Origin of the sequence: Acidovorax sp. PRC11 (genome assembly GCF_031844105.1) — a bacterium.
Classification (GTDB): Bacteria; Pseudomonadota; Gammaproteobacteria; order Burkholderiales; family Burkholderiaceae_C; genus Paracidovorax.
The window spans coordinates 36467-59834 of record NZ_JAUZUQ010000012.1 but is presented as its reverse complement, the minus strand read 5'-3'; the positions used below and the strand labels follow the sequence as shown (position 1 = coordinate 59834).

Below are 23368 nucleotides of genomic sequence, written 5' to 3'. Positions count from 1 at the left end.
GTGCTCATCGCCTCAGTCCTCCTTCTCCATCACGCCGCGCCAGTACTCGTACATGCCGCGGATCAGCGTCTCGGTCACCATGTGGTCGGTGTCGCCCACCCCGTGGCCGCCCAGCTCCACCAGCGCGCGGTGGAACGGCTTCTGCTCGAAGCCCTGCTGCGAGAACTCGATCACCTCGCCGTCGTCGGCCGACACGAACCCCGCCGGGCCGAACAGGTTGGACTGGCGCAGCCGGCGCTCGGTCATCTCGTCGGTGTCGCCCTCGTAGCCGAAATGCGTCCACACGAAATCGAAGGCATCGTGGCCCACGGGCTGGATGTGGCGCGTGGAGACGCTGTTGACCTGCTGCTGCAGGATCACGCTCGGGAACAGCGTGGTCATCACCGCCGTGGGGCCGCCCCACCAGGGCTCGGGCACGATGTCGAGAAAGCGCGGGTCTTCCAGCTGCATGCCGGCCTTGAAGCTGGAGACGTTCGACACGTCCGACGCCTGCTTCTTCGCCTCGCCGCGCGTGGACACCATGGCCGCATGGCGGTGGCGCTCGTCCATCTTCAGTTCGGACTTGTTGTCCGCGCGCCAGAGGCCGAAGGTGACGAACCAGGTGTGCAGCAGGCCGGGGTGGTACGGGTCCTTGATGTTCTCCTGCATCAGCTTCCAGTTGCCCGGAATGCGCTGGCGGTTGTAGCCGAGGATCTTCAGCTTGCGGCCGTTGAACATGCGGTCGAAGTAGCCCAGGATCACCGGGCCCATGAAGTCCTCCAGCGATTCCACGCCGTGGTCGAACGAGGCGAACACCACCCCGCCGCGCACGGCCACCTTCAGCCGCGTGAGGCCGTGCTCCTCCAGCTTGAAATCCGCCGGCATGCCGCCGTGCACCTTGCCGTCCTGCTTCACGCCGCGCCGGAAGGGCACGCCCTGGAGCGCGCCGTCGAGCTTGTAGTTCCACTGGTGGTAGGGGCAGACGAACTCCTTGCGGTTGCCGTGCCGCTCGCGGCAAAACCGCATGCCGCGGTGCGCGCAGACGTTCTCCACCACATGCAGCTGCATGTCCTCGCCGCGCGTGAGGATCACCGAGCGCTCGCCGATCGCCGTGCGCTTGAAGTCGCCCGGGTTCGGCACCTCGGCCTCCAGGCCCACGTAGCACCAGTGGCCGCGGTAGAAGAAGCGCTCCAGCTCGCGGAGGTAGATCTCTTCGCTGGTGTAGGCCGCGAACGGCACGCGGTGGGTGCCTGAGCTTTCCCAGACGGGCTGCAATGGAAAGACGGGGTGGGGCGAACTGCTCATGTCGTTGTCTCCTTGGGACTTGTTCTTGGGCGTTGCGAAAAAAATGGAAAGCCGCCGCCCTCTGGCTCAGGGCGTGCTCGCGTAGAAAGCATCCGCATAGAGATGCTCGGGCGCGATGCCGCGCTGGCGCGCCAGCAGCGACACGGCCTCCACCATGGGCGGCGAGCCGCACAGGTAGGCGCGCCAGCCTTCCAGGCTCGGCCAGTCTTCGGCGATGGCGTCGGTGACCAGGCCCATGCGCTGGCCCGGCGCCGCATCGGCGGCGGCCACCACGGCATGCACGTGCAGTTGCGGGTAGCGCTGCTGCAGCGTGGAGAGCCACTGAAGGCCATAGACATCGCGGGCCGATCGCGCACCGGCGTAGACATGGATGGGGTTGGGCATGCCGGCTTCCAGCGCGCCGCGCACGATGGAAAGGATCGGCGCCAGCCCCGTGCCGCCCGCCACGCAGAGCATCGGCCCCTCGTACTTGCGGCGCAGGTAGGCCGAACCCAGCGGCCCGCTCACGCGCACCGCATCGCCCACGGCCAGCACGTTGGCAACGTGGGTCGAGACGAGCCCGCCTTCGACCAGCCGCACGTGGAACTCGAGTTCGCCATCGTGCGGCAGCCCGGCCATCGAATAGGGCCGCACCAGGCCCGGGCCGAACTGCAACTGCGCGTACTGCCCCGGCGAGAAATCCAGCGGCTTGGCAGGCTTCAAGCGCAGGCGGCGAATGTCGTGCGTGAGCGTTTCCACGGCCGTCACCGTCGCCTTGAGCGTGCGGGCGGTGTGCACCACCACCTCGTCGGGCTCGGGAATCTCGATGGTGCAGGACTCGCTCAGAATCGTCTGGCAGGCCATCACATACTGGGCCTCGCCATCGCCGCCCAGCGGCGGCATGCGCAGGGCCTGGCCGGAATCCAGCACCTCGCCCGCGATCACCTTGCAGCGGCAGGTGCCGCAGCGCCCGGCCATGCAGCTGTACGACACGGGAATCTGGTGCTCGCGCAGCACTTCCAGCAGGTTGGCGCCGGGTTCCACGGGCAGGACGCGGCCCAGCGGCTCGATAAGCAACTCCATCGGGGACTGTCTCCAGGTTTTCGTTATGGCCCCGATCATTCCTGCGAATGACCCATCAGCCAATAGAATGGCATGAATACATCCCATCACTCGGATGAATAAAGGTGCAGCGTGGAACTGGAAGAGATCGACCTGAACCTGCTGGTGGTTTTCCAGCAGCTGCTGGTCACGCGCAAGGTATCGCAGGCCGCCGAGAACCTGGGCCTCACGCAGCCGGCGGTGAGCAACGCCCTCGCGCGGCTGCGGCGCCTGCTGGGCGACGAACTGTTCCTGCGCACGGCCCACGGCATGCAGCCCACGCCCTACGCCGACCAGCTCGCGGAATCCGTGTCGTACGCGCTCGCGATGATCCACGGCGCGCTGAACCACAAGCTGGGGTTCGACCCCGCCACCAGCCGGCGCGTGTTCAAGGTGGGCATGACGGACATCGGCGAGATCTACTTCCTGCCGCGCCTGCTGGAGCGCCTGGCCCAGGTGGCGCCCGGCGTGCGCCTGACCACCGTGCGCAACTCAGCGACCGACCTGAAGGACGCCATGGAGGCCGGCAAGGTGGACTTGGCCGTCGGCCTGCTGCCGCAATTGAAGGCCGGCTTCTTCCAGCGCCGGCTGTTCCGCCAGCCGTATGTGTGCCTGTTCCGCCAGGGCCACCCGCTGCACAAGCGCCGCCGCATCGGGCTGGACGACTTCGCTAAGGCGCAGCACGTGGTCGTCGTCTCCGAAGGCACGGGCCACGGCAAGGTGGACGAACTGCTCGAGCGCATGGGCGTGGCCCGCGACGTGCGCCTCACCGTGCCGCACTTCGTCGCCATCGGCCACATCCTGCAGGCCACCCAGATGGTCGCCACCGTGCCCGAGAAGATGGCCCAGAGCATGGCCGAGCCCTTCGGCCTGGCGTATGCGCCCCACCCCGCGAAATTGCCGCAGGTGGCGATCAACCTGTTCTGGCACACGAAGTACCACCGGGACCCGGGGAACCAGTGGTTGCGGGGGGTGGTGGTGGAGATGTTTGCGGAGGGGGAGTGAGCTTGCTGACCCTGCTCCACATCCAATACGGACTTGGTTGCGATGCCACCTTTGTGGCAGCCCTGGGCTCTGCCCGAACAAAGATAGGCCCAAGGCTGAATCCAGCACCTGCAAATGCAGCCACGACTCTGCAGGCCGGGAGTCCTAAGTTTGCGGTTTGCTAGATAGTCACCGTTGCGGGGAGATCAGTTGGCGATCTGGCGGAATTTAGGATCGCGGATCACGTCACCGACAAGCTTCTGCACAGCAGGGCCAAACGCTTGGGCAACTTCTTGACAGGCTTTATCAGCCACAAAACTGCCCGAGAAATTGAACCTCGACTTCGTCGTAAAACTCTCGTTCCGCGAGTTGGTCAACGTGAGTGTGAACGACCAGTTGCCATCGGTCATGCCGGAGCTGAAATCTACTTCCTCAAGTTTGCCGGTCAGGACCAGTGGCGAGGTAGCGCTATAGATTCCGGCAAGCTTGAGTTCATCCACAAAGGCCTGCTGAATGTAGCTTTCAAAGTTTGGAGAGACCGTTACAGGGCCTGCAGCGCGACACGTCAGAGAGGCGTTGCCCGGCTTCGCGGACTGGAAACTTCCCACTGCAACCGGCTGAAGGTTGTAGGCCTTGATCGCTTCAACGTTTTGGACTGCTGCCCCATAAGGCGCAACGTTGTATGCACAACCGGTGAAAAGGAACGTCGTCGTGATCAGAAGAGCCAGCTTGATTTTCATCGTCTTGTTAATTGTAAAAAAGAGTATCAATCATAACTCGACCTGAAGACAACGTATCAAGTAATTCGTCGTTGGATGCACATATGTGACGAAGGCTTGTCAATGTTGGTATCGATGAAGGGGGGATTTAACTGAGATGTTCATTACCGAATTGAACGGGCTCAGCAGGCAGGCCGCATGCCGAGGTCCGGTCAAGTCGTGGGGGAAACACTCTCAGAATCGATAACCCCGCGTGAGCACTCCACCCAGCCGTGCTCACGCTGCTACCCTCAAAACCGATAACTCACCCCCGCCGTCACCACCAGCGGATCCAGCCGCACCTTCGCATGCGCCGGCGCCCCGCCCAGCGCCGGCAGCGTGCCCGTCGCGGTCGTCTTGAGCCAGATCTTCTTCGCATCGACGAAGAAGCTCCAGCGTTGGTCGATCGGCACCTCGAAGCCGGCCTGCAGCACCGGGCCGACGCCATTCTTGACGTGAAGGTTCGACACGAAGCCATCGCGGGATTCGAGCACCAGGGTGTAGTCGATGCCGGCGCCGATGTAGGGGCGCACGGGGCCGCCTTCCCACAGATGGCGGCGCACGGAGAGCACGGCGGGGCCGTATTTCACCTTGCCGAGCGTGCCGGCGCCGGCCAGCGTTCCGGTGCCCTTGAGGGCGGTGGTGGGTGGCAGGCCCAGGGCGATTTCGGCGCTCCAGCCCGGGTGGAAGTCGTAGATGGCGCCGAAGCCGAGGCTGTAGTTGGCGTCGGCCTTGGCATCGGCGCCCGGCACTAACTGGCCGCCGGCGCGCACTTCGGCCGAGGTGCTGAAGCCGATGTGCGCGGCGCCGGCGTAGATGCGCCAGGGCGATTTCGGAGCCGCGTCGGGCGCCTGGGTCTGTGCTTGAACCTGCGCCTGCGCGGGCAGCGTGGGGGCGAGGCTGGCGAAAGCGGCGGCTGCGGCACAGGCCGCACGGGCAGCAGACCGTGAAAGGAACGGGCGCGCGGCGGTGGCGGCGGCGGGGGTGTTGCGGTGTGCAGTGGCTTGCATGGCGTTGTCTCCTGGCTGTCTGGGTGTGTGCCGTTGTGACCGCGGATCAATCCCGCCCCGCGCGCTCGATGCCGCGCGCGAAGCCTTCGGGGTCGGTGAACAGGGCCTCGTGGCTGCCGCCGGTCTCCACGTAGCGGAACAGGCCGAGCCGCTCCGACAGGCGCGGATGCCAGGGCAGGCTCTGCGGGAGCGCGGTGTCTTCGCGGCAGTTCAGGTACGACTTGCCCAGCGCCAGTGCGGCGGTGGGCTGCGAGAGGGTGATGGGGTCGGTCAGGCAGCGCAGCGGCTGCGGGTGCAGCAGCGCATAGGTGGTGCGCGCCAGCTCCGCATCGGCGTCGTTGATGAAGCTTTCGCGCCAGACCTCGTAGGGCAGTTGCACCCCGCCGCCGTTCGCAGCGGCGATGTTTTCGAACATGGCGCGGTAGTAGGGGGGCGCCATGTCGGCCAGGGATTCGCCGGGCAGCGGCACGAAGGCGTTCACGTACACCAGCCGCCGGATGCGCCCGGGCACGCGGTCGGCCGCGCCGGAGAGCAGCATGCCGCCGTAGCTGTGGCCGACGAGGCGCACGTCGTTCAGGTCGTTCGATTCGAGGAACTGCACCAGCCCGTCGATCGCGTCCTGCAGGCCCAGCGGGGCCGTGCCGTCGCCGGGGCGGTTGCCCGGCAGCGTGGGGCAGTGCACGGTGTGGCCGCGCGCGCGCAGGTGCCTGGCCGTGGCCGCCAGGGTTTCGCCGGTGTGCCAGGCGCCGTGGACCAGAACGTAGGTGTCCGCCATGTCGTTGTCTCCTTGTGGTGTGGGAGACCCATGGTGGCCCGGCGGTGGGGCCGCGGATGGCCGTTGCGTGCCAGCGTGGCGGACGCTGGCTGCCAGGCGAGGCGGGAGTTCAGGCGCGTGCCGCTGCGCTCACCGCATCTCCGCCCGCGCTCCGCTCCTGCGCGGGCGTCCTGCCGCACCACTGCCGGCAGGCGCGTGCGAAGTGCGACGGGTCCAGGAAGCCTGCGCGCCGCCCGATCTCGGCCACCGTCAGGTGCCGGTGCGAGGGCGCATGCAGCATGCGCTGCGCCACGGCCATGCGCTCGCGCATGAGCAGTACTGCGAAGGTGGTGCCGCCCGACGACAGCGCGCGGTGCAGCGTGCGCAGCGAGACGCCGACGTCATCGGCCACGTCGGCGGCGGTGAGGCCGGGCTCGCAGAAGCGCTCGCGCACGCAGTGTTCGATGCGCTGCAAGAGGCCCGGGCGCGGCGGCTCATGGGGCACCGCGCCGCAGGCCAGGGACAGCAGGCCGCCCAGGTGCTCGGCCTGCAGCGCGCCGAGCCGCTCGGGCGTCTCGGTCTGCAGCTGGCTCACGTAGGCGCTCAGCACCCGGCCCCAGCCGGCGGAGCCGTCCACGCGGCGGCCCAGCCAAGGGTCCGCGGCGGGCAGCCAGGTGCCCAGCCAGCCGATCGGGATCTGGATGGAGACGGTGTCCACCACGTCCGGAAAGTCCAGCAGGTAGCGGCGGCGCGAATCGATCAGGGCCAGATCGCCGGGCAGCAGGCGCGCGGCGCCGGCATCGTCCTGCGCGACGTGGCAGGGCGCGGTGTCCTTGCAGAGCAGGTAGTAGAAGTTGTCGCCGCCCCCGCGGCGGATGGCCTGCTGCGTGCGGCGCACGCGCTGCCCGCTGCCGCTCACGCGGTTGAGGCGCAGGCCGCCGCAGGGCACGGAGGTGAGCGTGGCCGAGAACGCGTGGCGCTGGCCGGGCTCGACCTCCATGTCGAGGAAGCAGTCGCAGACGGCGCCGACCCAGTAGTCGGCCCGCTGCGCGGGGGGAACGGCGTCGGTGGTCCAGGTGCGAAGGCCGTCGTGCATGGCGTGTCGGGTGCGGTGGGCCGCTGTGGGAATGTCTTTGCCGGGGATGCTATGCCGGCTCGGCAGTGGGCGCTCTCCGGGCCATCCCTATCACGTCGCCATCCCTATCGTGTCGCCATCACGCGCCGCGCCGCACGCGCCCCAGCAGCACCACCGCCACGGCCGCCAGCACCGCGGGCACGGCGGCCACCAGGATGATGGAGGACGGCGTCCACGCCGCAGCCAGCAGCGCGCCGCCGGCCAGCGGGCCGACGATGGCGCCGATGCGGCCCACGCCCAGCGCCCAGCCCACGCCGGTGGCGCGGATGTGGGTGGGGTAGATGGCGGCGGCCAGCGCGTTGCAGCCGATCTGCGCGCCCACCACGCCGAAGCCCGAGAGCGCGGCGCCGGCCAGCAGGCCCGTGAGGTTCTGCCCGCTGAAGGCGATCAGCGCGATGAAGCCGGCCGATGCGGCGTAGGCCGCGCCCAGCACCGTGTAGGCGCTGAAGCGGTCGATGAGCCGGCCCAGCGCGAGCGCGCCCACCACGCCGCCCAGGTTGAGCATGGCGGTGGAGAGGATGGCTTTTTCCAGCGGCAGGCCGGCGCTCTTGAGCAGCGTGGGCAGCCAGTTGACCAGGAAGTACATGACCAGCAGGTTCATGAAGAAAGCCAGCCAGAGCAGCAGGGTGGTGGGCAGGCGGCCGTGGCGGAACAGCTCGAACACCGAGAAGCCGCCCTGCACGCCCGCGGCCTCGCCGCGCAGGCCGGCCATCACCGTGGCCGGGTCTTCGCCGGGATAGGCACTGCGCACGATCGGCTCGTAGCGCGCGGGCGCGGCGCCGCTGGCGGCCAGGTAGCGCAGCGATTCGGGCAGCAGCAGCGCGAGCACGGGCAGCAGCAGCAGGGGCAGCACGCCGCCCAGCACAAAGACCGAATGCCAGTCGAAGTGCGCGATGAGCCAGCTGGAGACCAGCCCGCCCAGCGTGGAGCCCAGCGGGAAGCCGCAGAACATCACGGTGACCAGCGTGGCGCGCAGGCGCTGCGGCGCGTATTCGCTGGTGAGGGCGATGATGTTGGGCATGGCCGCGCCCAGGCCAACGCCGGTGATGAAGCGGTAGGCCAGCAGCTCGTTCATGCTGGTGGCCCAGGCGGTGAGCAGCGCGAACAGGCCGAAGATGCAGGTGGACAGCAGGATCACCTTCTTGCGGCCCCAGCGGTCCGCCACCGGGCTGAGCAGGAAGGCTCCGGCCATCAGGCCGAAGAGGCCCGCCGCGAAGATGGGGCCGAACTCGGACGCCTTGAGGCCCCAGTCTTCCGCGATGCGCGGCGCCACGTAGGCGATGGACTGGGTGTCGAAGCCGTCGAGCATGGCGACGATGGCGCACAGCAGCGTCACGCGCAATTGCAGCGGCCCGAAGGCGGCGCGGTCTGCCGCCGGAATGCCGGCGGCCATGGATGGGGTCATTTTGTCTCGCTCCGTTGTCAGGGATGGAAAGGGCCCGGCCCGCCGGTGCCGGACGGCTTGTCGCCACCCTGGCCGGCGGATCTCTGCGCCCCTTGGGGCTCGCACAGGTCAGGTCATGGCTGGTAGTCCGGCTGCGCCTGCGGCCGTGCCGCGATGAAGGCGGGGTGCTGTTCGGCATGCGCGTGGACGGCCATCACGCGCGCATAGGGCGCGAGGTCGCAGCCGGCGCGCAGGGCGTTCGCCACCTGGGGCACCAGGCATACGTCGGCCAGGGTGGGCGCATCGCCGAAGCACCAGGGGCCTGTGCCGCCCTCGCCTGTGCCGCAGTGCCGCTCCAGCAGCCGTTCGACGGCCTCGAAGCCTTCGGCCGCCCAGTGGGCGTACCACGCGTCCTTCTGCGCAGCGCTCAGGGCCAGCGGGCCCTGCAGGTATTTGAGGATGCGCAGGTTGTTGACCGGGTGCATGTCGCAGGCGATGACATTCGCCAGCTCCAGCACGCGGGCGCGCAGGCGGGGTTCGAGCGGGATCAGCCGCGGCTCGGGGTGGCACTGGTCCAGGTAGTCGAGGATGGCCATCGACTGGCCCAGCGTGAAATCGCCGTCCACCAGCGTGGGCACGACGCGCGAGGCGTTCAGTTCGGCATAGCCCGGAGCGCGGTGCTGGCCGGTGCGGATGTTCACGCCGTGGTAGTCGGCGGGCAGCCCCTTGAGCGCCAGCGCGATGCGCACCCGGTACGAGGTGGAGCTGTTGAAGAAGCTGTAGAGCTGCATGGCGGAGCCCATCGAACGTCAGACCACGTCCACCGCCAGCTCGCCCAGGCGCTCCACGCCCACCACCATGCGGTCGCCGCGCACCACCGGGCCGACGCCTTCGGGCGTGCCGGTGTAGATCAGGTCGCCGGGCTCCAGGCGGAAATACGTGGAGAGGTCCGCAATGGTCTCGGCCACCGACCAGATCAGGTGCGACACGTCGCTGCGCTGGCGGTCGGCGCCGTTCACCGTGAGCCAGAGGCCGGCCTGCTCGAAGTGGCCCACGTCGCTCGCGCGGTGGATGGGGCCGATGGGCGCGGAGGCGTCGAAGGCCTTGCCGATCTCCCACGGGCGGCCCATCTGGCGCATCTCCATCTGGCGGTCGCGGCGGGTCATGTCCAGGCCCACGGCATAGCCCCAGGCATGCTCCAGCGCCTGCTCGCGCGGGATGTCGCTGCCGGCCTTGCCGATGGCGACGACCAGCTCGGCCTCGTAGTGGAAGTTGTCGGTGCGCACCGGGTACGGCAGCCGCAGCGTCTCGCCGTAGGCCACCGGAATGACCGCATCGGCCGGCTTGCAGAAGAAGAACGGCGGCTCGCGGTCCGGATCGAACCCCATCTCCCGCGCATGGGCCGCGTAGTTGCGCCCCACGCAGTACACACGGCGTACGGCGAAGGCATCCGGCGTGCCCACGACAGGCACGGCGACGGTAGGAGGAGCAGGGAAAACGAAGGCCATGGTGTTTTCTTTCTAGGAATGAATCGTTCAAAGGGGAAGCAGGGTCACGCTCGTAAGCGGTCCACAGAGCCTCTCTGGCAAGGCGCCGCATCGCAGACAGTGGCAGCGCCACGGCAAGATGCGGCAACGCCGCCAGGGAGGCTCTGTGGACCGCGCCCCATCACATGCGGTGTTCGCGGTGGAGATTGAGTGCCGCCTGCACGGGGCGGTCGGAGTAGCTGAACAGCACCGCATCCTGCGTGGCGGCCAGCTGCACCGGCGCCCACGACGGGGCGACGAAGGTGTCACGCGGGCCGAACTGGAAGGTGCTGTCGCCCATGCGCGCCGTGCCCTGGCCTTCCACCACGCTGAACACGGTGGCGTCGGTGCCGCGGTAGGTGCGGCCCTGGAAGCCCGCGGGCAGCAACTGCAGGAAGGTGGCCATGGTGGGCATGGGCCAGCCGCCGGTGGCGGGGTTCACGTAACGCAGCTTCACGCCGTCCCAGGCGTCCAGCTCGCCCTGGCGGAACAGCCGGTCCAGCGCCTCGCGGCTGCGGTCGTAGGGGTAGCTGAAGATCGGCGAGGTCGAGGCCGAGTCCGCCGCGCGGTGGCGCACGGGCGCCATGTTGTGGCCGAAGGCGGCGAAGCTGTGGCCTTCGGGGCAGCTGATGGGCTGCACGGCCTCGGGGTAGTTCTCGGCGAAGCCGGCGTCCAGGTGGCCGATCAGGGGAATGTCCAGACCGTCCAGCCACACCACGGGCTCGCCGCCTTCTTCGAGCCGCGGGTTGCCGTGGTCGTGCCAGGTCCACGACGGGGTGATGATGAAGTCGCCCGGCCGCATGGTGGTGCGCTCGCCGTTGACGGCCGTGTACGCGCCCTGGCCTTCCACGATGAAGCGCAACGCCGACTGCGTGTGGCGGTGGCTGGGCGCCACCTCGCCGGGCAGGATCAGCTGCAGCCCCGCGTACAGCGTGGAGGTGATGCTGGAGCGGCCGGCCAAGCCGGGGTTCTCCAGGATCAGCACGCGGCGCACGGCCTCTTCGGCGCTGATGACCTCGCCGGCCTGCATGACCAGCGGGCGCACGTCGGCGTATTTCCAGATGGCGGGCACGGCCTGCGGGCGCGGCTCGCGCGGCACGAGGCTGTGCAGCGATTCCCACAGCGGGGCCATGCCGTGGCCGGCGATGCGGTCGTAGTAGGCCTGCCGTTCCGGTGATGGGGTCCGGGACGTCGAGGCAGGTGCCGGTGCCGACGCGGCGGCCGGGGCGGCGCCCTGGGCTGCAGGCCGGGCGAGGGTGGTGGTGTCCATGCTTGTCTCCTTGGCAGCGGCCCGGCGTCGCGCCCTCGGTGAAGGCTCGGCCGTGCCATGGAGTCCATTATTCGAAGCGAGCGATAGTCCGTAAAATCATTTATTGGTCTTATCCATAAGTTTTTGGATATACCTCCTGCCCACCTTCTTACGCCTGGATCGCCCATGGACTGGACCCACCGCCTGCGGCTGCGCCAGCTGCAGATGCTCCTCAGCCTCGCGCAGACCGGCAACATGAGCCAGTCGGCGCAGCAACTGCACACCGCGCAGCCCGCGCTCTCCAAATGGCTCAGGGAGCTGGAGGACGATCTCGGCATGGTGCTGTTCGAGCGCCATGCCCGCGGCCTGCGCCCCACGCCCCAGGGCGAGGCGCTGATCGCGCACGCCCGCCGCATCGAGGCCCACCTGGACAGCGCGCGCGACGACATGCAGGCCCTGCGCGACGGCGGCAGCGGGCTGGTGGTCGTGGGCACCTCGGGCGCATCGGCCTCCGACGTGGTGCCGATGGCCGTGCTGCGCCTGCTGGAGTGGCTGCCGCGCGCGCAGATCCGGCTGGCCGAGAGCACCATGAACGTGCTTATGCAGCAGCTGGCCCACGGCGAACTCGACGTGGTGGTGGGCCGCTCCGCGCCCGAGCTGCACGATGCGCACATCCATGCCGAGACGCTCTACATGGAGCCGATCCATCTGGTGGCGCGCCCGCAGCACCCGCTGCTGCAGCGCGCCGAGGGCGAGGCGCCCGGCTGGCGCGACCTGATGGCCTTCCGCTGGCTGGTCTGGCCACGCGGCACGCCCATCCGCAACGCGCTCGACGGCGCGCTGGCCGCCGCCGGGCATGCGCTGCCGCCGGGCAGCGTGGAATCGAACTCCGTCACCATCAACCTCACGCTGCTGGGCCACAGCGACATGATCGGCCTGGCCTCCCACCGCGCGGCGCTGCGCTTCTCGCACATGGGCGCGCTGCGCGTGCTGCCGGTGCGGCTGTCGGGCTTCGGATCGGTGTCGATGTACTGGCGCGAGAACACCACCGACCGCATGGCGGTGGCCGCCATGCTGCGCGCACTGCGCGAAGTTTCTTCCTCCCCCGTGTCCTGAAGGCGCGTGCAGGCCCGGGCCCGTAGGGGCACCATAAGGGCCTCGGCGCACGCCGCCGCATCGCATCCCTGTGGAGGAGACACCCATGGCCCAGCCCACCCACGTGGTTTTCAACCAATACGCCGAGCTGGCCGACTACGACCTGCTCGCCACCGATGCCGCGCTGCAGGAGGCATTGCAGCGCGCGGGCGCCGGCCATGCCCTGCCCGCGCTGGGCGACTACGCCCGCCGGCTCGGCAGCGCCGGCACCTATGCCCTGGCCGAACTGGCCAACCACCACAAGCCCGTGCTGCACCGCTTCGACAGCCGCGGCCGGCGCATCGACCGGGTGGAGTTCCATCCCGCGTGGGACGCGCTGATGGCGCTCTACCGCGGCGAGGGCCTGGTCTCGATGCCGTTCGACGGCGACCGGCCCGGCCGCTGGTCCGCCTGGGCCGCGGGCTTCTACCTGCACGGGCAGGTGGAACAGGGCACGCTCTGCCCCGCCACGATGACGCAGGCATCGATTCCGCTGCTGCGCAAGGAACCGGCGCTGTGGGCGCAGCTGGAGGGCAGGCTCCGCAGCCGCACGCACGACCCGCGCGACCTGCCCGCGCACGACAAGGCCGGCATCTGGCTGGGCATGGGCATGACGGAAAAGCAGGGCGGCTCCGACGTGCGCGCCAACACCACCGTGGCCACGCCGGTCGGCGCGGGCGGGCGGGGCGGCGAATACCTGCTGCGCGGCCACAAGTGGTTCTTCTCCACCCCGCAGAGCGATGCGCACCTGGTGGTGGCGCGCACGGGCGAGGGCGGGCCCTTCGCCTGCTTCTACGTGCCGCGGCGCCTGGAGGGCGGCACGCTCAACGGCGTGCACGTGCAGCGCCTGAAGGACAAGGTGGGCAACCGCAGCAACGCCAGCGGCGAGGTCGAGTTCGACGGCGCCTGGGGCGTGCTCATGGGCGAGGAAGGCCGCGGCATTCCCACCATCATCGAGATGGCCACCTATACGCGCCTCAACTGCGTGGCCGGCAGCGCCGCCATCCTGCGGCAGGCCACCGTGCAGGCGATCGCGTACGCACGCCAGCGCCATGCCTTCGGCCGCGCGCTGGCCGAACAACCCCTGATGCGCACCGTGCTGGCCGATCTGGCGCTGGAGAGCGAGGCCGCGCTCGCCCTGCTGATGCGCCTGGCCGAAGCCTTCGAGCACGACGACGGCGGCACCGCGAGCCCGGCCGACCGCGCCTGGAAGCGCGTGATGACGCCGGCCGCCAAATTCTGGGTCTGCAAGCGCGGCGTGGAACTGGCGGGCGAGGCCATGGAAGTGTTCGGCGGCAACGGCTACGTACAGGAAGGCGTGATGGCCCGGCTCTTCCTGGAGTCGCCCGTCAACTCCATCTGGGAAGGATCGGGCAACGTGATGTGCCTGGACGTGCTGCGCGCCCTCTCCCGCGATCCCGAGGCCGCCCACGCCCTGCTGGAAGAGCTCGCACCCGCCGCGCAGGGCGAGCCGCGCATCGCCGCCGCGCTGCGCGAGCTGCAGGCGCTACTGGCCGAGCCCGCGGAAGCGCTCGAAGCGCTGGGCCGCCTGCTGGTGCAGCGGCTGGTGCTGCTGGCCCAGGCCTGCCTGCTGCGCCGCCATGCGCCCGCGGCCGTGGCGGATGCGTTCATCGCGACCCGCCTTGGCGATGCAGGCAGCGGGCGCGTAGTGGGCGCGATCGATGCGCGCGCGCTGGGCGTTGACGCCGTCCTGTCGCGCGCGTTCCCCGGCTGAGCAGACCTCTACGGGCCTTGCACCGGTACGGATCGACCGCTTTCACGCCGGCCCGGAACGCCGTCGCCCGGCGCATCAACGGCGGGGCGGCTCCTCGCGCCGGCTCCGGCCCAGCCAGGCCGCCGCGCCCAGCAACACCGTCAGGAGCAGTACACCTCCTTCGGTCAACCCCGGAATGGCAACCGGGGCCAGGACGGGCGCCGCAGCGAGTTCCAGTACGTAGCTGCGGCTTCCTTGGCCAGCCACACCCGCGGCGCTGTCGGTGACCGTTGCGGTGAAAGCAAAACTGCCCGCCTGGGTCGGCGTACCGGACAGCACGCCGGCCGCACTCAGGCTCAACCCGGCCGGCAAGGTGCCTGCGGTGATGCTGTAGGTGTATGGCGCGGTGCCGCCAGTGGTGGTCAGCGTCTGGCTGTAGGCGCTGCCGGCAGTCCCACCGGGCAGGTTGGACGGAGTGATGGTTAACGTCGACGCGACGATCGCCAGCGTGAAGCTGCGGCTGACCTGACCAGGCGTTCCGCTGGTGCTGTCGGTGGCGGCCACGGTGAAGCTGAAGTTGCCGGGGGCGGTGGGCGTGCCGCTGAGCGCGCCGGTCGCGCTGTCGAGGCTGATGCCCGCCGGCAACGCGCCTGCGCTCACCGCATAGGTATAGGGCGCAATACCGCCGCTGGCCGGGGTGATCGACGTGCTATAGGCTTGGCCGGCGGTGCCATCGGGCAGGGTCTTTGCCGGCAATGTCAGCGTCGGCGACGCCACGGTCAGGGTGTAGGCGCGGTTGCCGGCGGTGGGAATGCCACTGTCGGTGGCAGACACGGTGAAATTGAAGCTGCCGCTGGCGGTCGGTGTGCCGGACAGGATGCCGGACGGATTCAGGGTCAGCCCCGCCGGCAACGCGCCGGCGGTGATCGCGAAGGTATAGGGCGCGGTACCGCCGCTGGCGTTCAGGGTCTGGCTGTAGCCCGTGCCGGCGGTGGCCGCCGGCAGCGAGGCAGGCGAAACCGTGACCACCGCATCGTCGTTGAGGATGGTGCCGGTGGCCGCGGCGCGGGCGATGCTCGCGTTGGTGGCTCCGGACAGGTTCAGGGTGAAGATCTCGTCCGGCTCGACCGTGGTGTCGCCGTTGACGGTCACCGCCACGCTCTGCGTGGTGGTGCCGGGCGGGAAGGTCAGCGTGCCCGACCGGGCGACATAGTCGCTGCCGGCGTTGGCGGTGCCGTCGGCGGTCGCGTAGTTGACCGTGACGGTCTGGCCGCTGGCGGCGCCGAGGCTGACCGTGAACGTCATTGTGGCAGTGCCGCTGTTGCCTTCAGTGGCGCTGGCATCGCCGACCGACAGCGCTGGCACTGCGTCGTCGTTGATGATCGTGCCCTGGCCTTGCCCATCGGCGACCGTGGCGCCGTTCACATTGGTGACGTTGACGAAGAAGGTCTCGTTGGGCTCGTTGAGCGTGTCGCCGACGACCTGCACGGTGAAGGTGGCGCTGCTGCTGCCGGCCGCGATGGTCTGCCCGGCCAAGCTGGACGCGACGTAATCCGTGCCCGCGATGGCGGTGCCGTTGGCGGTGGCGATGTCGAAGCTGACCCCGCCGGAGCCGGCCGGCTGGCTGAGCGAGACGGTGAAGGTGAAACTGGTGGTGCCGGCATTGCCCTCGTTCAGCGACACGTCGTTGATCGACAGCGCCGGGAAGTCGTCGTTGAGGATGGTGCCGGTGGCGCTGTTCGGCGAGCCCACCGTATAGCCGCTGCCTGCATTGAGGCTGATCACCACGGTCTCGTCGGGTTCGACGGTACCGTCAGGCGTGGGGTTGACAGTGATGGTCCCGCTGGACTGGCCAGCTGCGATCACCAGCGGCGAATTGATCGTGGCGTAGTCAGTGCCGTTGGTGGCGGTCCCGCCCAAGCTGAAGCCGATCGAGAGCGCCGACGTCGACGGCTGGTCCAGGGCGACGGTGTAGATGAGATTGGGGGCGCCGTCCTCGTTCACGCCGGCCGGCGAGACCGTGATGCTGGCGACGGGGAAGTCGTCGTTGACGATGGTGGCGGTGGCGCTGGACGGGCTGCCGACGGAATAGTCCGTGCCGCTGGCGATGCTGAAGATCGCCGTCTCATCGGGTTCCACCGTCGTGTCGGCGCCCGGGGTGATGCTGAAGCTGGCCGAAGAGGCATTGGCCGGTACCACGAGGCTGCTGACCGCGCCGGTGTAGTCGGTCCCGCTGGTGGCCGTGCCGCTGCGGGTCAGGTTCACGGTGGTCGGCGAACTGTTGGTCTGGCTCAGCGTCACCGTGTAGACCAAGGCCGTGCCGCTGTCCTCATTGGTGCTGGACGGCGAGACCGAGATGCTGGCGGTGCGCGAGGGATTGATGGTAATGTTGAAGACGATCTGGTTGTTGTACTCGTCGAGCAGGTAGAACGAGTCCGACGTCGCGCCGTCCCCGTTGTTGGTATAGGTCACCCGTTCGGTACCGGCGGCGTCGAGCTGGCCGGTCAGGGAGTAGCTGCCGTGCGAGGGTTGCTGGCCGTCGGTCATGCCGGTGTTGGACAACGATCCGTCGCAGGTGGAGACGTCGAAAGTGAAGGAGCCGCCTGAGCTCACGGTAGCGGTCTTCGGCGTCGGACACGCTGGCTGCCCTGGCCCCTCCTGCGCAAGGGCGAGAGACGCCGTCACCAGCAGGCATAGCGCCAGGAACCAGCGCAGGGCCAGACTCGCCCTGCCCCACAGAAACTTGTTTGCGGTCATTTTTCTCTCTCCCTCCAACGTCTTCTACAGACGCAAGCCCTTCACTTTGACGCCGGCGACATGGCTACGCCATCGGTTCAATCATGAACCGTGCGTAATTTCTCAGAAATACGACGGTGTGAATGGAATTCGCAATCTCCCCACAACCAGACCATGGGGGGATCGTGTAGCTGGAGAAAAAAGGATAGCCCGATGAACGGAGCCTGTGGCGGGCGCGATCTGCATGATCGGCAGCGGTGTGCGTGACCCGCATGGAGCAGCTTGTTTCCCACGCGCGACAATGGCGCCCATGCTGACCCTCCCCGACATCCAGGCCGCCGCCGCCCGCCTCCAGGGCCAGGTGCTCGACACCCCCTGCGTCGAATCGCGCACGCTCTCGCAGATCGTGGGCGCGCAGGTGTTCCTCAAATTCGAGAACCTGCAGTTCACCGCCTCCTTCAAGGAGCGCGGCGCCTGCAACAAGCTGAGCCAGCTCTCCCCCGAGGAGCAGCGGCGCGGCGTGATCGCCATGAGCGCCGGCAACCATGCCCAGGGCGTGGCCTACCATGCGCAGCGCCTGGGCCTCGCGGCCGTGATCGTGATGCCGCGCTTCACGCCCGGCGTGAAAGTGGAGCGCACGCGCGGCTTCGGCGCCGAGGTCGTGCTGCACGGCGACACGCTGGAAGAAGCCCGCGCGCACGCCTATGCGCTGGCCGAGGAACGCGGGCTCACCTTCGTGCATCCCTACGACGACGAGGCCGTGGCCGCGGGCCAGGGCACGGTGGGCCTGGAGATGCTGCAGGCGGTGCCCGACCTGGACTGCCTGGCCATCGCCGTGGGCGGGGGCGGCCTGATCGCCGGCATCGCCACCGCCGCCAAGGCGCTCAAGCCCGGCATCGAGATCATCGGCGTGCAGACCTCGCGCTTCCCGGCCATGGTGAACGCCGTCAAGGGCACGCAGCACCCCCAGGGCACCTCCACGATTGCCGAGGGTATCGCCGTGGGCACGCCCGGCCGGATCACCCGCGAGGTGATCGAGCGGCTGGTGGACGACCTGCTGCTGGTGGACGAGGGCGACATCGAGCAGGCCGTGCTGATGCTGCTGGAGATCGAGAAAACGCTGGTCGAGGGTGCGGGCGCCGCGGGGCTGGCCGCGCTGCTGCGGCATCCGGAGCGCTTCCGCGGCAAGCGGGTGGGCCTGGTGCTGTGCGGCGGCAACATCGATCCGCTGCTGCTGGCGGCGATCATCGAGCGCGGCATGGTGCGTTCCGGCCGCCTGGCGCGCGTCAAGGTGAGCGCGCGCGACATCCCGGGCGTGCTCGCGCGCATCACCGCCACGGTGGCCGAGGCCGGCGCCAACATCGAGGAGGTGCACCACCAGCGCGCCTTCACCATGCTGGCCGCGCAGAACGTGGAGATCGAACTGGTGCTGCAGACCCGCGGCCGCGAGCACGTGCAGCAGGTGCTGGCGCACCTGCGTGCCGCGTCGATGGAAGCCGACCTGCTGTGAGCCGCGGGCCAGCGCTGCTGTAGGACGCGGACGGGTTTTGCGGCTATTGCCTGCTGAGTCACAGGGCGTTGCATCGCGGCCGCGCCGTTTTCGGCACACTGCTGCCCCATGCAGAAACCCCAACGACGCCATTTCCTCCGCTCCCTCGGCAGCGGCGCCGCGCTGGCCACCGCAGGTGGGCTGGGCCTGAACTGGACCCAGGCCTTCGCCGCCCTCAAGCCCCTGGGCGAGGCCCAGCCCTTCGATTTCGCGGCGCTCAAGGGCCAGGCCCGGGCCCTCGCCGCCAAGGCCTACGAGCCGCCCAAGGACACTATTCCGCCGTCCGTCTCCCAGCTCGACTGGGACCAGTACCAGTCGATCCAGTTCCGCGGCGACCACGCCCTCTGGGCCGACGAGAACCTGCGCTTCCAGGCCAAGTTCTTCCACCTGGGCCTGTTCTTCAAGAAGCCGGTGCGCATGTACGAACTCTCGGGCGGCAAGGCGCAGGAACTGGCGTACGACCCGGAAATGTTCAACTACGGCAAGAGCGGCCTGAAAGCCGGCGACCTGCCGCCGAGCCTGGGCTTCGCGGGCTTCCGCCTCAATTTCCACACCGATCCGGTGCGCGACGTGGCCGCCTTCCTGGGCGCGAGCTACTTCCGCGCGGTGGGCGGCGAATGGCAGTACGGCCTCTCGGCCCGCGGCCTGGCGATCGACACCGGCATGCAGCGACCGGAGGAATTCCCCGACTTCACCGCCTTCTACCTGGAGCGCCCCCTGCCGGGTTCCAACACCGTCGTGGTGCTGGCGCTGCTCGATTCGCCGAGCGTGGCCGGCGCCTACCGCTTCGCGATCACACCGGGCGACACGCAGGTGATGGACATCGACGCCGCGCTCTACCCGCGCAAGCCCATCGAGCGACTGGGCATCGCGCCCTGCACCAGCATGTTCCAGCACGGCGAGAACGACCGCCGCATGGCCAACGACTGGCGCCCGGAGATCCACGACTCCGACGGGCTGCAGATGTGGCGCGGCAACGGCGAATGGGTGTGGCGCCCGCTCACCAATCCGCCGACGCTGCAGTTCAACGCCTTCGCGGACCAGAGCCCGCGCGGCTTCGGCCTCGTGCAGCGCGACCGCAACTTCGACCATTACCAGGACGACGGCGTCTTCTACGAGCGCCGCCCCTCGCTCTGGGTGGAGCCCAAGTCCGACTGGGGCGCGGGATCGGTGCAGCTGGTGGAGATCCCCACCGTCGACGAGACCTTCGACAACATCGTCGCGTTCTGGAACCCCGACCGCAAGCCGCAGGCCGGCGAGGAGCTGCTCATCGGCTACCGCCTGTTCTGGGGCGCGCACCCGCCCGCGCAGTCGCAGCTCGCGCGCTGCGTGGCCACCTGGACGGGGCTCGGCGGCGTGGTCGGCCAGCCGCGCAAATACTTCTCGTGGCGCTTCGCGGTCGACTTCGCGGGCGAGAACCTCGTGGCCCTGGGCCGCAATGCCAAGGTGGAGCCCGTGATCACCGCGAGCCGCGGCACCATCGAGATCACCTCCGCCCGGCCGCAGGACGCGATCCAGGGCTGGCGCGCGATGTTCGACATCAAGCCCGACGACGACCGCACCGACCCGATCACCATCCGCATGTTCCTGCGCGGCGAGAACGGCGCACCGCTCACCGAGACGTGGCTGTACCAGTGGGTGCCGCCCGCCCCGGCAGACCGCAAGCCTTACTGAAGGCAGCCCTGGGGCGCAAGGCCGGCCGCGAATACTGAGGTTTGTACCGAGGAAACCGCGGACCGGGCGCGGCGGGGCTGTGGCTAGAATGGTCCGACCCCTCCGCAACCCCGAACCGAGGAACCTGCCATGGCCCACGACACCACCACCACACCGCACGCCGGCGAGCAGCACGCGCCCGACGGCGTGGAGGCCGTGGTGCCCTACATGCCCATCGTGCTGCCCATCGCGGGCGGCATCCTGATGCTGCTGCTGGCGTTCATCGCCATCTACATGGCCTGACGCCCCGGCACGCTTCGGCGGTCACGGCCCCGCGCATGCGGGGCTTTTTTCATTTCCCCCTCCCCTTTTCTTTCCCTTCAAGGACCCATCCCATGCGAGCCGGCCACGCCCTCGTCCTCTTCTCCGGTGGCCAGGACTCCACCACCTGCCTGGCCTGGGCACTCGAACGCTTCGAGCGCGTGGAGACCATCGGCTTCGACTACGGCCAGCGCCACCACGTGGAACTGGCCGCCCGCACCGAAGTGCTGGCCGCGCTGCGCGAGCGCTTTCCGCAGTGGCGCGACCGGCTGGGCGAGGACCACATGGTCGACCTCGCCGTGCTCGGACAGATCAGCGACACGGCGCTCACCCGCGACACCGCCATCCAGATGACCGAGGCCGGCCTGCCCAACACCTTCGTGCCCGGCCGCAACCTGCTGTTCTTCCAGCTGGCCGCGGCCGTGGGCTACCGGCGCGGCCTGCACACGCTGGTGGGCGGCATGTGCGAGACGGACTTCTCCGGCTACCCGGACTGCCGCGACGACACGCTCAAGGCGCTGCAGGTGGCGCTGTCGCTCGGCATGGGCCAGCGGTTCACGATCGACACCCCGCTCATGTGGATCGACAAGGCGGCGACCTGGGAAATGGCCCGGCAGCTCGGCGGCGACGACTTCGTGCGGCTGATCGTCGAGGACACCCACACCTGCTACCACGGCGAGCGCGGCGCCCTGCACGCCTGGGGCCACGGCTGCGGCGAATGCCCGGCCTGCGCGCTGCGCCGAGCCGGCTTCGAACGCTGGACCGCAGTGAAACCCGCCTGAATGCGCGCATAACCCCATGCATCTTTTGCATGGATTTCCCCCCTGTCTGACAGACAGGAAAGGGGTGGGTTCATAAAATCGTCATCCCAGCCGACCTGCGGATGACGCAAACGCCCCTGGCGAACCGCCTGCCCTGCGCCGTTCACCCGCCCGCCGACTGAGCCGCAAGACGTTTTTTCAAAGACAGCGCTCAGGAGCCAGCGCGGCACTGCCGCATCCCGGCCGCTTCCTTTGAAAAACCGTTTTTCAACTTCAGGAAGCCCGCGATGAACGCACCCACCATGCAAGGCCTCGACCTCCAGGCCCCCGCATACGTCAAGAACGCCCGCCTGCTCGCCTGGGTGGCCGACATGGCCGCCCTCTGCAAGCCCGCCAAAATCCACTGGTGCGACGGCTCGCAGGAAGAGTACGACCGCCTCTGCCAGCAGCTGGTGGACGCCGGCACCTTCAAGAAGCTCAACCCCGCCAAGCGCCCCGGCAGCTACCTGGCCTGGTCCGACCCGTCGGACGTGGCCCGCGTGGAAGACCGCACCTACATCTGCTGCGAGAAGAAGGAAGACGCCGGCCCGACCAACAACTGGATGGCCCCGGCCGAGATGCGCAGCACGCTGCAGCCCCTTTTCGACGGCTGCATGGCCGGCCGCACGATGTACGTCGTGCCGTTCAGCATGGGCCCGCTGGGCTCGCCCATCGCCCACGTCGGCATCGAGCTCTCCGACAGCCCCTACGTGGCCGTCAACATGAAGATCATGACCCGCATGGGCAAGGCCGTGTACGACGTGCTGGGCGTGGAAGGCGACTTCGTGCCCTGCGTGCACACCGTGGGCGCGCCGCTGCAGGCCGGCCAGCAGGACGTGTCCTGGCCCTGCAACAAGACCAAGTACATCGTGCACTACCCCGAGACGCGCGAGATCTGGTCGTACGGCTCCGGCTACGGCGGCAACGCGCTGCTGGGCAAGAAGTGCTTCGCGCTGCGCATCGCCTCCACCATGGGCCGCGACCAGGGCTGGCTCGCCGAGCACATGCTGATCCTGGGCGTCTCCAACCCCGAGGGCAAGAAGTACCACGTGGCCGCCGCCTTCCCGAGCGCCTGCGGCAAGACCAATTTCTCGATGCTGGTGCCGCCGAAGGCCTTCGAGGGCTGGAAGGTCACCACCATCGGCGACGACATCGCCTGGATCAAGCCCCAGGCCGACGGCTCGCTGCGCGCCATCAACCCCGAGGCCGGCTACTTCGGCGTGGCCCCCGGCACCAACTACCACACCAACCCCAACTGCATGGCCAGCCTCGACAAGGACGTGATCTTCACGAACGTCGCGCTGACCGATGACGGCGACGTGTGGTGGGAAGGCATGGAAAAGGACACCGGCAGCCTGCCGGACCACCTGATCGACTGGCAGGGCAAGGACTGGACGCCCCAGATCGCCCGCGAGACCGGCGCCAAGGCCGCCCACCCGAACGCCCGCTTCACCGTGGCCGCCACCAACAACCCGGCGCTGGACCCGGCCTGGGACGATCCGAAGGGCGTGAAGATCGACGCCTTCATCTTCGGCGGCCGCCGCTCCACCACCGTGCCGCTGGTGACCGAGGCCCGCGACTGGCAGGAAGGCGTCTACATGGCCGCCACGATGGGCTCCGAGACCACCGCCGCCGCCTTCGGCGCGCAGGGCGTGGTGCGCCGCGACCCGTTCGCCATGCTGCCCTTCATGGGCTACAACATGAGCGACTACTTCCAGCATTGGCTGAACCTGGGCGAGAAGATCGCTGCCTCGGGCGCCACGCTGCCGCGCATCTACACGACCAACTGGTTCCGCAAGGACGAGGCCGGCAAGTTCGTCTGGCCCGGCTACGGCGAGAACATGCGCGTGCTGAAGTGGATGATCGACCGCATCGAAGGCCGCGCCACCGGCCGCGAGACCGCCTTCGGCGTGGCGCCGCAGTACGGCGAGATCAACTGGACGGGCCTGGACTTCTCGGGCGAGCAGTTCGACACCGTGACCCGCATCGACCAGGCCGCCTGGGCGGACGAGCTGAAGCTGCACGACACGCACTTCGAGCAGCTGGCCCACCGCCTGCCGGAGCAGATGCTCCAGACCAAGGCCGCGCTGGAAAAGCGCCTCGCGGCGGCCTGATCGGCGCACGGACGCGTCCGCACCGGCGGACGCCCTTTTGAAGAAAGCCCCGCACCATGCCCATGGCCGGGGCTTTTCTTTCACGCGCCCACGAAAAAGGGCACCTTGCGGTGCCCTGGAAAGTGCCGGAAGAGTTCGGGGTTCGTGGCCCCGCCCGGCCGGTCCGGGCGCATGGCCCGGGAC

At 68.9% G+C, this 23368-nt stretch carries 19 protein-coding genes; 8 read left to right on the top strand and 11 right to left on the bottom strand.

All coding sequences use genetic code 11. From position 1 onward, the window contains the following. Positions 1 to 12 precede the first annotated feature (12 nt). Together Q9R47_RS14890 and Q9R47_RS14885 are read right to left on the bottom strand one after the other, a co-directional pair. Complete coding sequence (locus Q9R47_RS14890) at positions 13 to 1284, bottom strand: aromatic ring-hydroxylating dioxygenase subunit alpha (protein ID WP_311233979.1); 1272 nt, start codon at positions 1282 to 1284, stop codon at positions 13 to 15. Positions 1285 to 1350: 66 nt separating this feature from the next. After that, the gene (locus tag Q9R47_RS14885; protein WP_311233978.1) at positions 1351 to 2346 is read right to left on the bottom strand and encodes a 2Fe-2S iron-sulfur cluster-binding protein; all 996 of its coding nucleotides are present in this window, start codon (positions 2344 to 2346) and stop codon (positions 1351 to 1353) included. Between the two features lie 111 nt (positions 2347 to 2457). Here Q9R47_RS14885 and Q9R47_RS14880 point away from each other — a divergent pair, with 111 nt between their 5' ends. Then, the gene (locus tag Q9R47_RS14880) at positions 2458 to 3369 is read left to right on the top strand and encodes a LysR family transcriptional regulator (protein WP_311233977.1); all 912 of its coding nucleotides are present in this window, start codon (positions 2458 to 2460) and stop codon (positions 3367 to 3369) included. Between the two features lie 185 nt (positions 3370 to 3554). Here Q9R47_RS14880 and Q9R47_RS14875 read toward each other — a convergent pair whose 3' ends face one another. The 8 genes from Q9R47_RS14875 to gtdA form a co-directional block, all read right to left on the bottom strand. Next, positions 3555 to 4088, bottom strand: a complete 534-nt coding sequence (locus tag Q9R47_RS14875) for a hypothetical protein (protein WP_311233976.1) — start codon at positions 4086 to 4088, stop codon at positions 3555 to 3557. A gap of 269 nt (positions 4089 to 4357) precedes the next feature. Next, a complete protein-coding gene (locus tag Q9R47_RS14870; RefSeq protein WP_311233975.1) occupies positions 4358 to 5116 on the bottom strand; it encodes an OmpW family outer membrane protein in 759 nt (252 codons plus the stop codon). A 46-nt stretch (positions 5117 to 5162) separates the two neighbouring features. Continuing rightward, a complete protein-coding gene (locus Q9R47_RS14865; RefSeq protein ID WP_311233974.1) occupies positions 5163 to 5891 on the bottom strand; it encodes an alpha/beta hydrolase in 729 nt (242 codons plus the stop codon). Positions 5892 to 6000: 109 nt separating this feature from the next. Then, on the bottom strand, positions 6001 to 6966 hold the full coding sequence (locus tag Q9R47_RS14860; protein WP_311233973.1) for a helix-turn-helix domain-containing protein: 966 nt from the start codon (positions 6964 to 6966) through the stop codon (positions 6001 to 6003). A 118-nt stretch (positions 6967 to 7084) separates the two neighbouring features. Beyond that, positions 7085 to 8410: an aromatic acid/H+ symport family MFS transporter gene (locus Q9R47_RS14855; RefSeq protein ID WP_311233972.1), complete on the bottom strand. Its 1326-nt coding sequence runs from the start codon at positions 8408 to 8410 to the stop codon at positions 7085 to 7087. Between the two features lie 113 nt (positions 8411 to 8523). After that, positions 8524 to 9180 carry a maleylacetoacetate isomerase gene (maiA, locus tag Q9R47_RS14850; RefSeq protein WP_311233971.1) on the bottom strand — a complete coding sequence of 219 codons (657 nt, stop codon included), beginning with the start codon at positions 9178 to 9180 and terminating at the stop codon, positions 8524 to 8526. Between the two features lie 18 nt (positions 9181 to 9198). After that, positions 9199 to 9897, bottom strand: coding sequence for a fumarylacetoacetate hydrolase family protein (locus tag Q9R47_RS14845; protein ID WP_208947724.1), 699 nt, complete (start codon positions 9895 to 9897; stop codon positions 9199 to 9201). 160 nt (positions 9898 to 10057) lie between these two features. Further along, positions 10058 to 11185, bottom strand: a complete 1128-nt coding sequence (gene gtdA, locus Q9R47_RS14840; RefSeq protein WP_311233970.1) for a gentisate 1,2-dioxygenase — start codon at positions 11183 to 11185, stop codon at positions 10058 to 10060. 165 nt (positions 11186 to 11350) lie between these two features. On the opposite strand from gtdA, the gene Q9R47_RS14835 reads away from it, so the two are divergent. Both Q9R47_RS14835 and Q9R47_RS14830 read left to right on the top strand, forming a co-directional pair. Further along, positions 11351 to 12280 (top strand): LysR substrate-binding domain-containing protein, encoded by a 930-nt coding sequence (locus tag Q9R47_RS14835; RefSeq protein ID WP_311233969.1) that lies wholly within the window; start codon positions 11351 to 11353, stop codon positions 12278 to 12280. An 85-nt stretch (positions 12281 to 12365) separates the two neighbouring features. Further along, positions 12366 to 14033 carry an acyl-CoA dehydrogenase family protein gene (locus Q9R47_RS14830; RefSeq protein WP_311233968.1) on the top strand — a complete coding sequence of 556 codons (1668 nt, stop codon included), beginning with the start codon at positions 12366 to 12368 and terminating at the stop codon, positions 14031 to 14033. 75 nt (positions 14034 to 14108) lie between these two features. On the opposite strand, the gene Q9R47_RS14825 is transcribed toward Q9R47_RS14830, so the two are convergent. Beyond that, positions 14109 to 16769 carry a Calx-beta domain-containing protein gene (locus Q9R47_RS14825; protein ID WP_311233967.1) on the bottom strand — a complete coding sequence of 887 codons (2661 nt, stop codon included), beginning with the start codon at positions 16767 to 16769 and terminating at the stop codon, positions 14109 to 14111. Between the two features lie 289 nt (positions 16770 to 17058). Here Q9R47_RS14825 and Q9R47_RS14820 point away from each other — a divergent pair, with 289 nt between their 5' ends. From Q9R47_RS14820 to Q9R47_RS14800, 5 genes are all read left to right on the top strand, one after another. Next, entirely contained in the window at positions 17059 to 18258 is a 1200-nt protein-coding gene (locus tag Q9R47_RS14820; protein WP_311233966.1) for a threonine ammonia-lyase, read from the top strand. A gap of 108 nt (positions 18259 to 18366) precedes the next feature. Then, the gene (locus tag Q9R47_RS14815) at positions 18367 to 19971 is read left to right on the top strand and encodes a glucan biosynthesis protein D (protein WP_311233965.1); all 1605 of its coding nucleotides are present in this window, start codon (positions 18367 to 18369) and stop codon (positions 19969 to 19971) included. A gap of 129 nt (positions 19972 to 20100) precedes the next feature. Continuing rightward, positions 20101 to 20253 (top strand): hypothetical protein, encoded by a 153-nt coding sequence (locus tag Q9R47_RS14810; RefSeq protein WP_013592688.1) that lies wholly within the window; start codon positions 20101 to 20103, stop codon positions 20251 to 20253. Positions 20254 to 20345: 92 nt separating this feature from the next. Then, positions 20346 to 21053 (top strand): 7-cyano-7-deazaguanine synthase QueC, encoded by a 708-nt coding sequence (gene queC, locus Q9R47_RS14805; protein ID WP_311233964.1) that lies wholly within the window; start codon positions 20346 to 20348, stop codon positions 21051 to 21053. 266 nt (positions 21054 to 21319) lie between these two features. Beyond that, entirely contained in the window at positions 21320 to 23185 is a 1866-nt protein-coding gene (locus tag Q9R47_RS14800; protein ID WP_311233963.1) for a phosphoenolpyruvate carboxykinase (GTP), read from the top strand. Positions 23186 to 23368 lie beyond the last annotated feature (183 nt).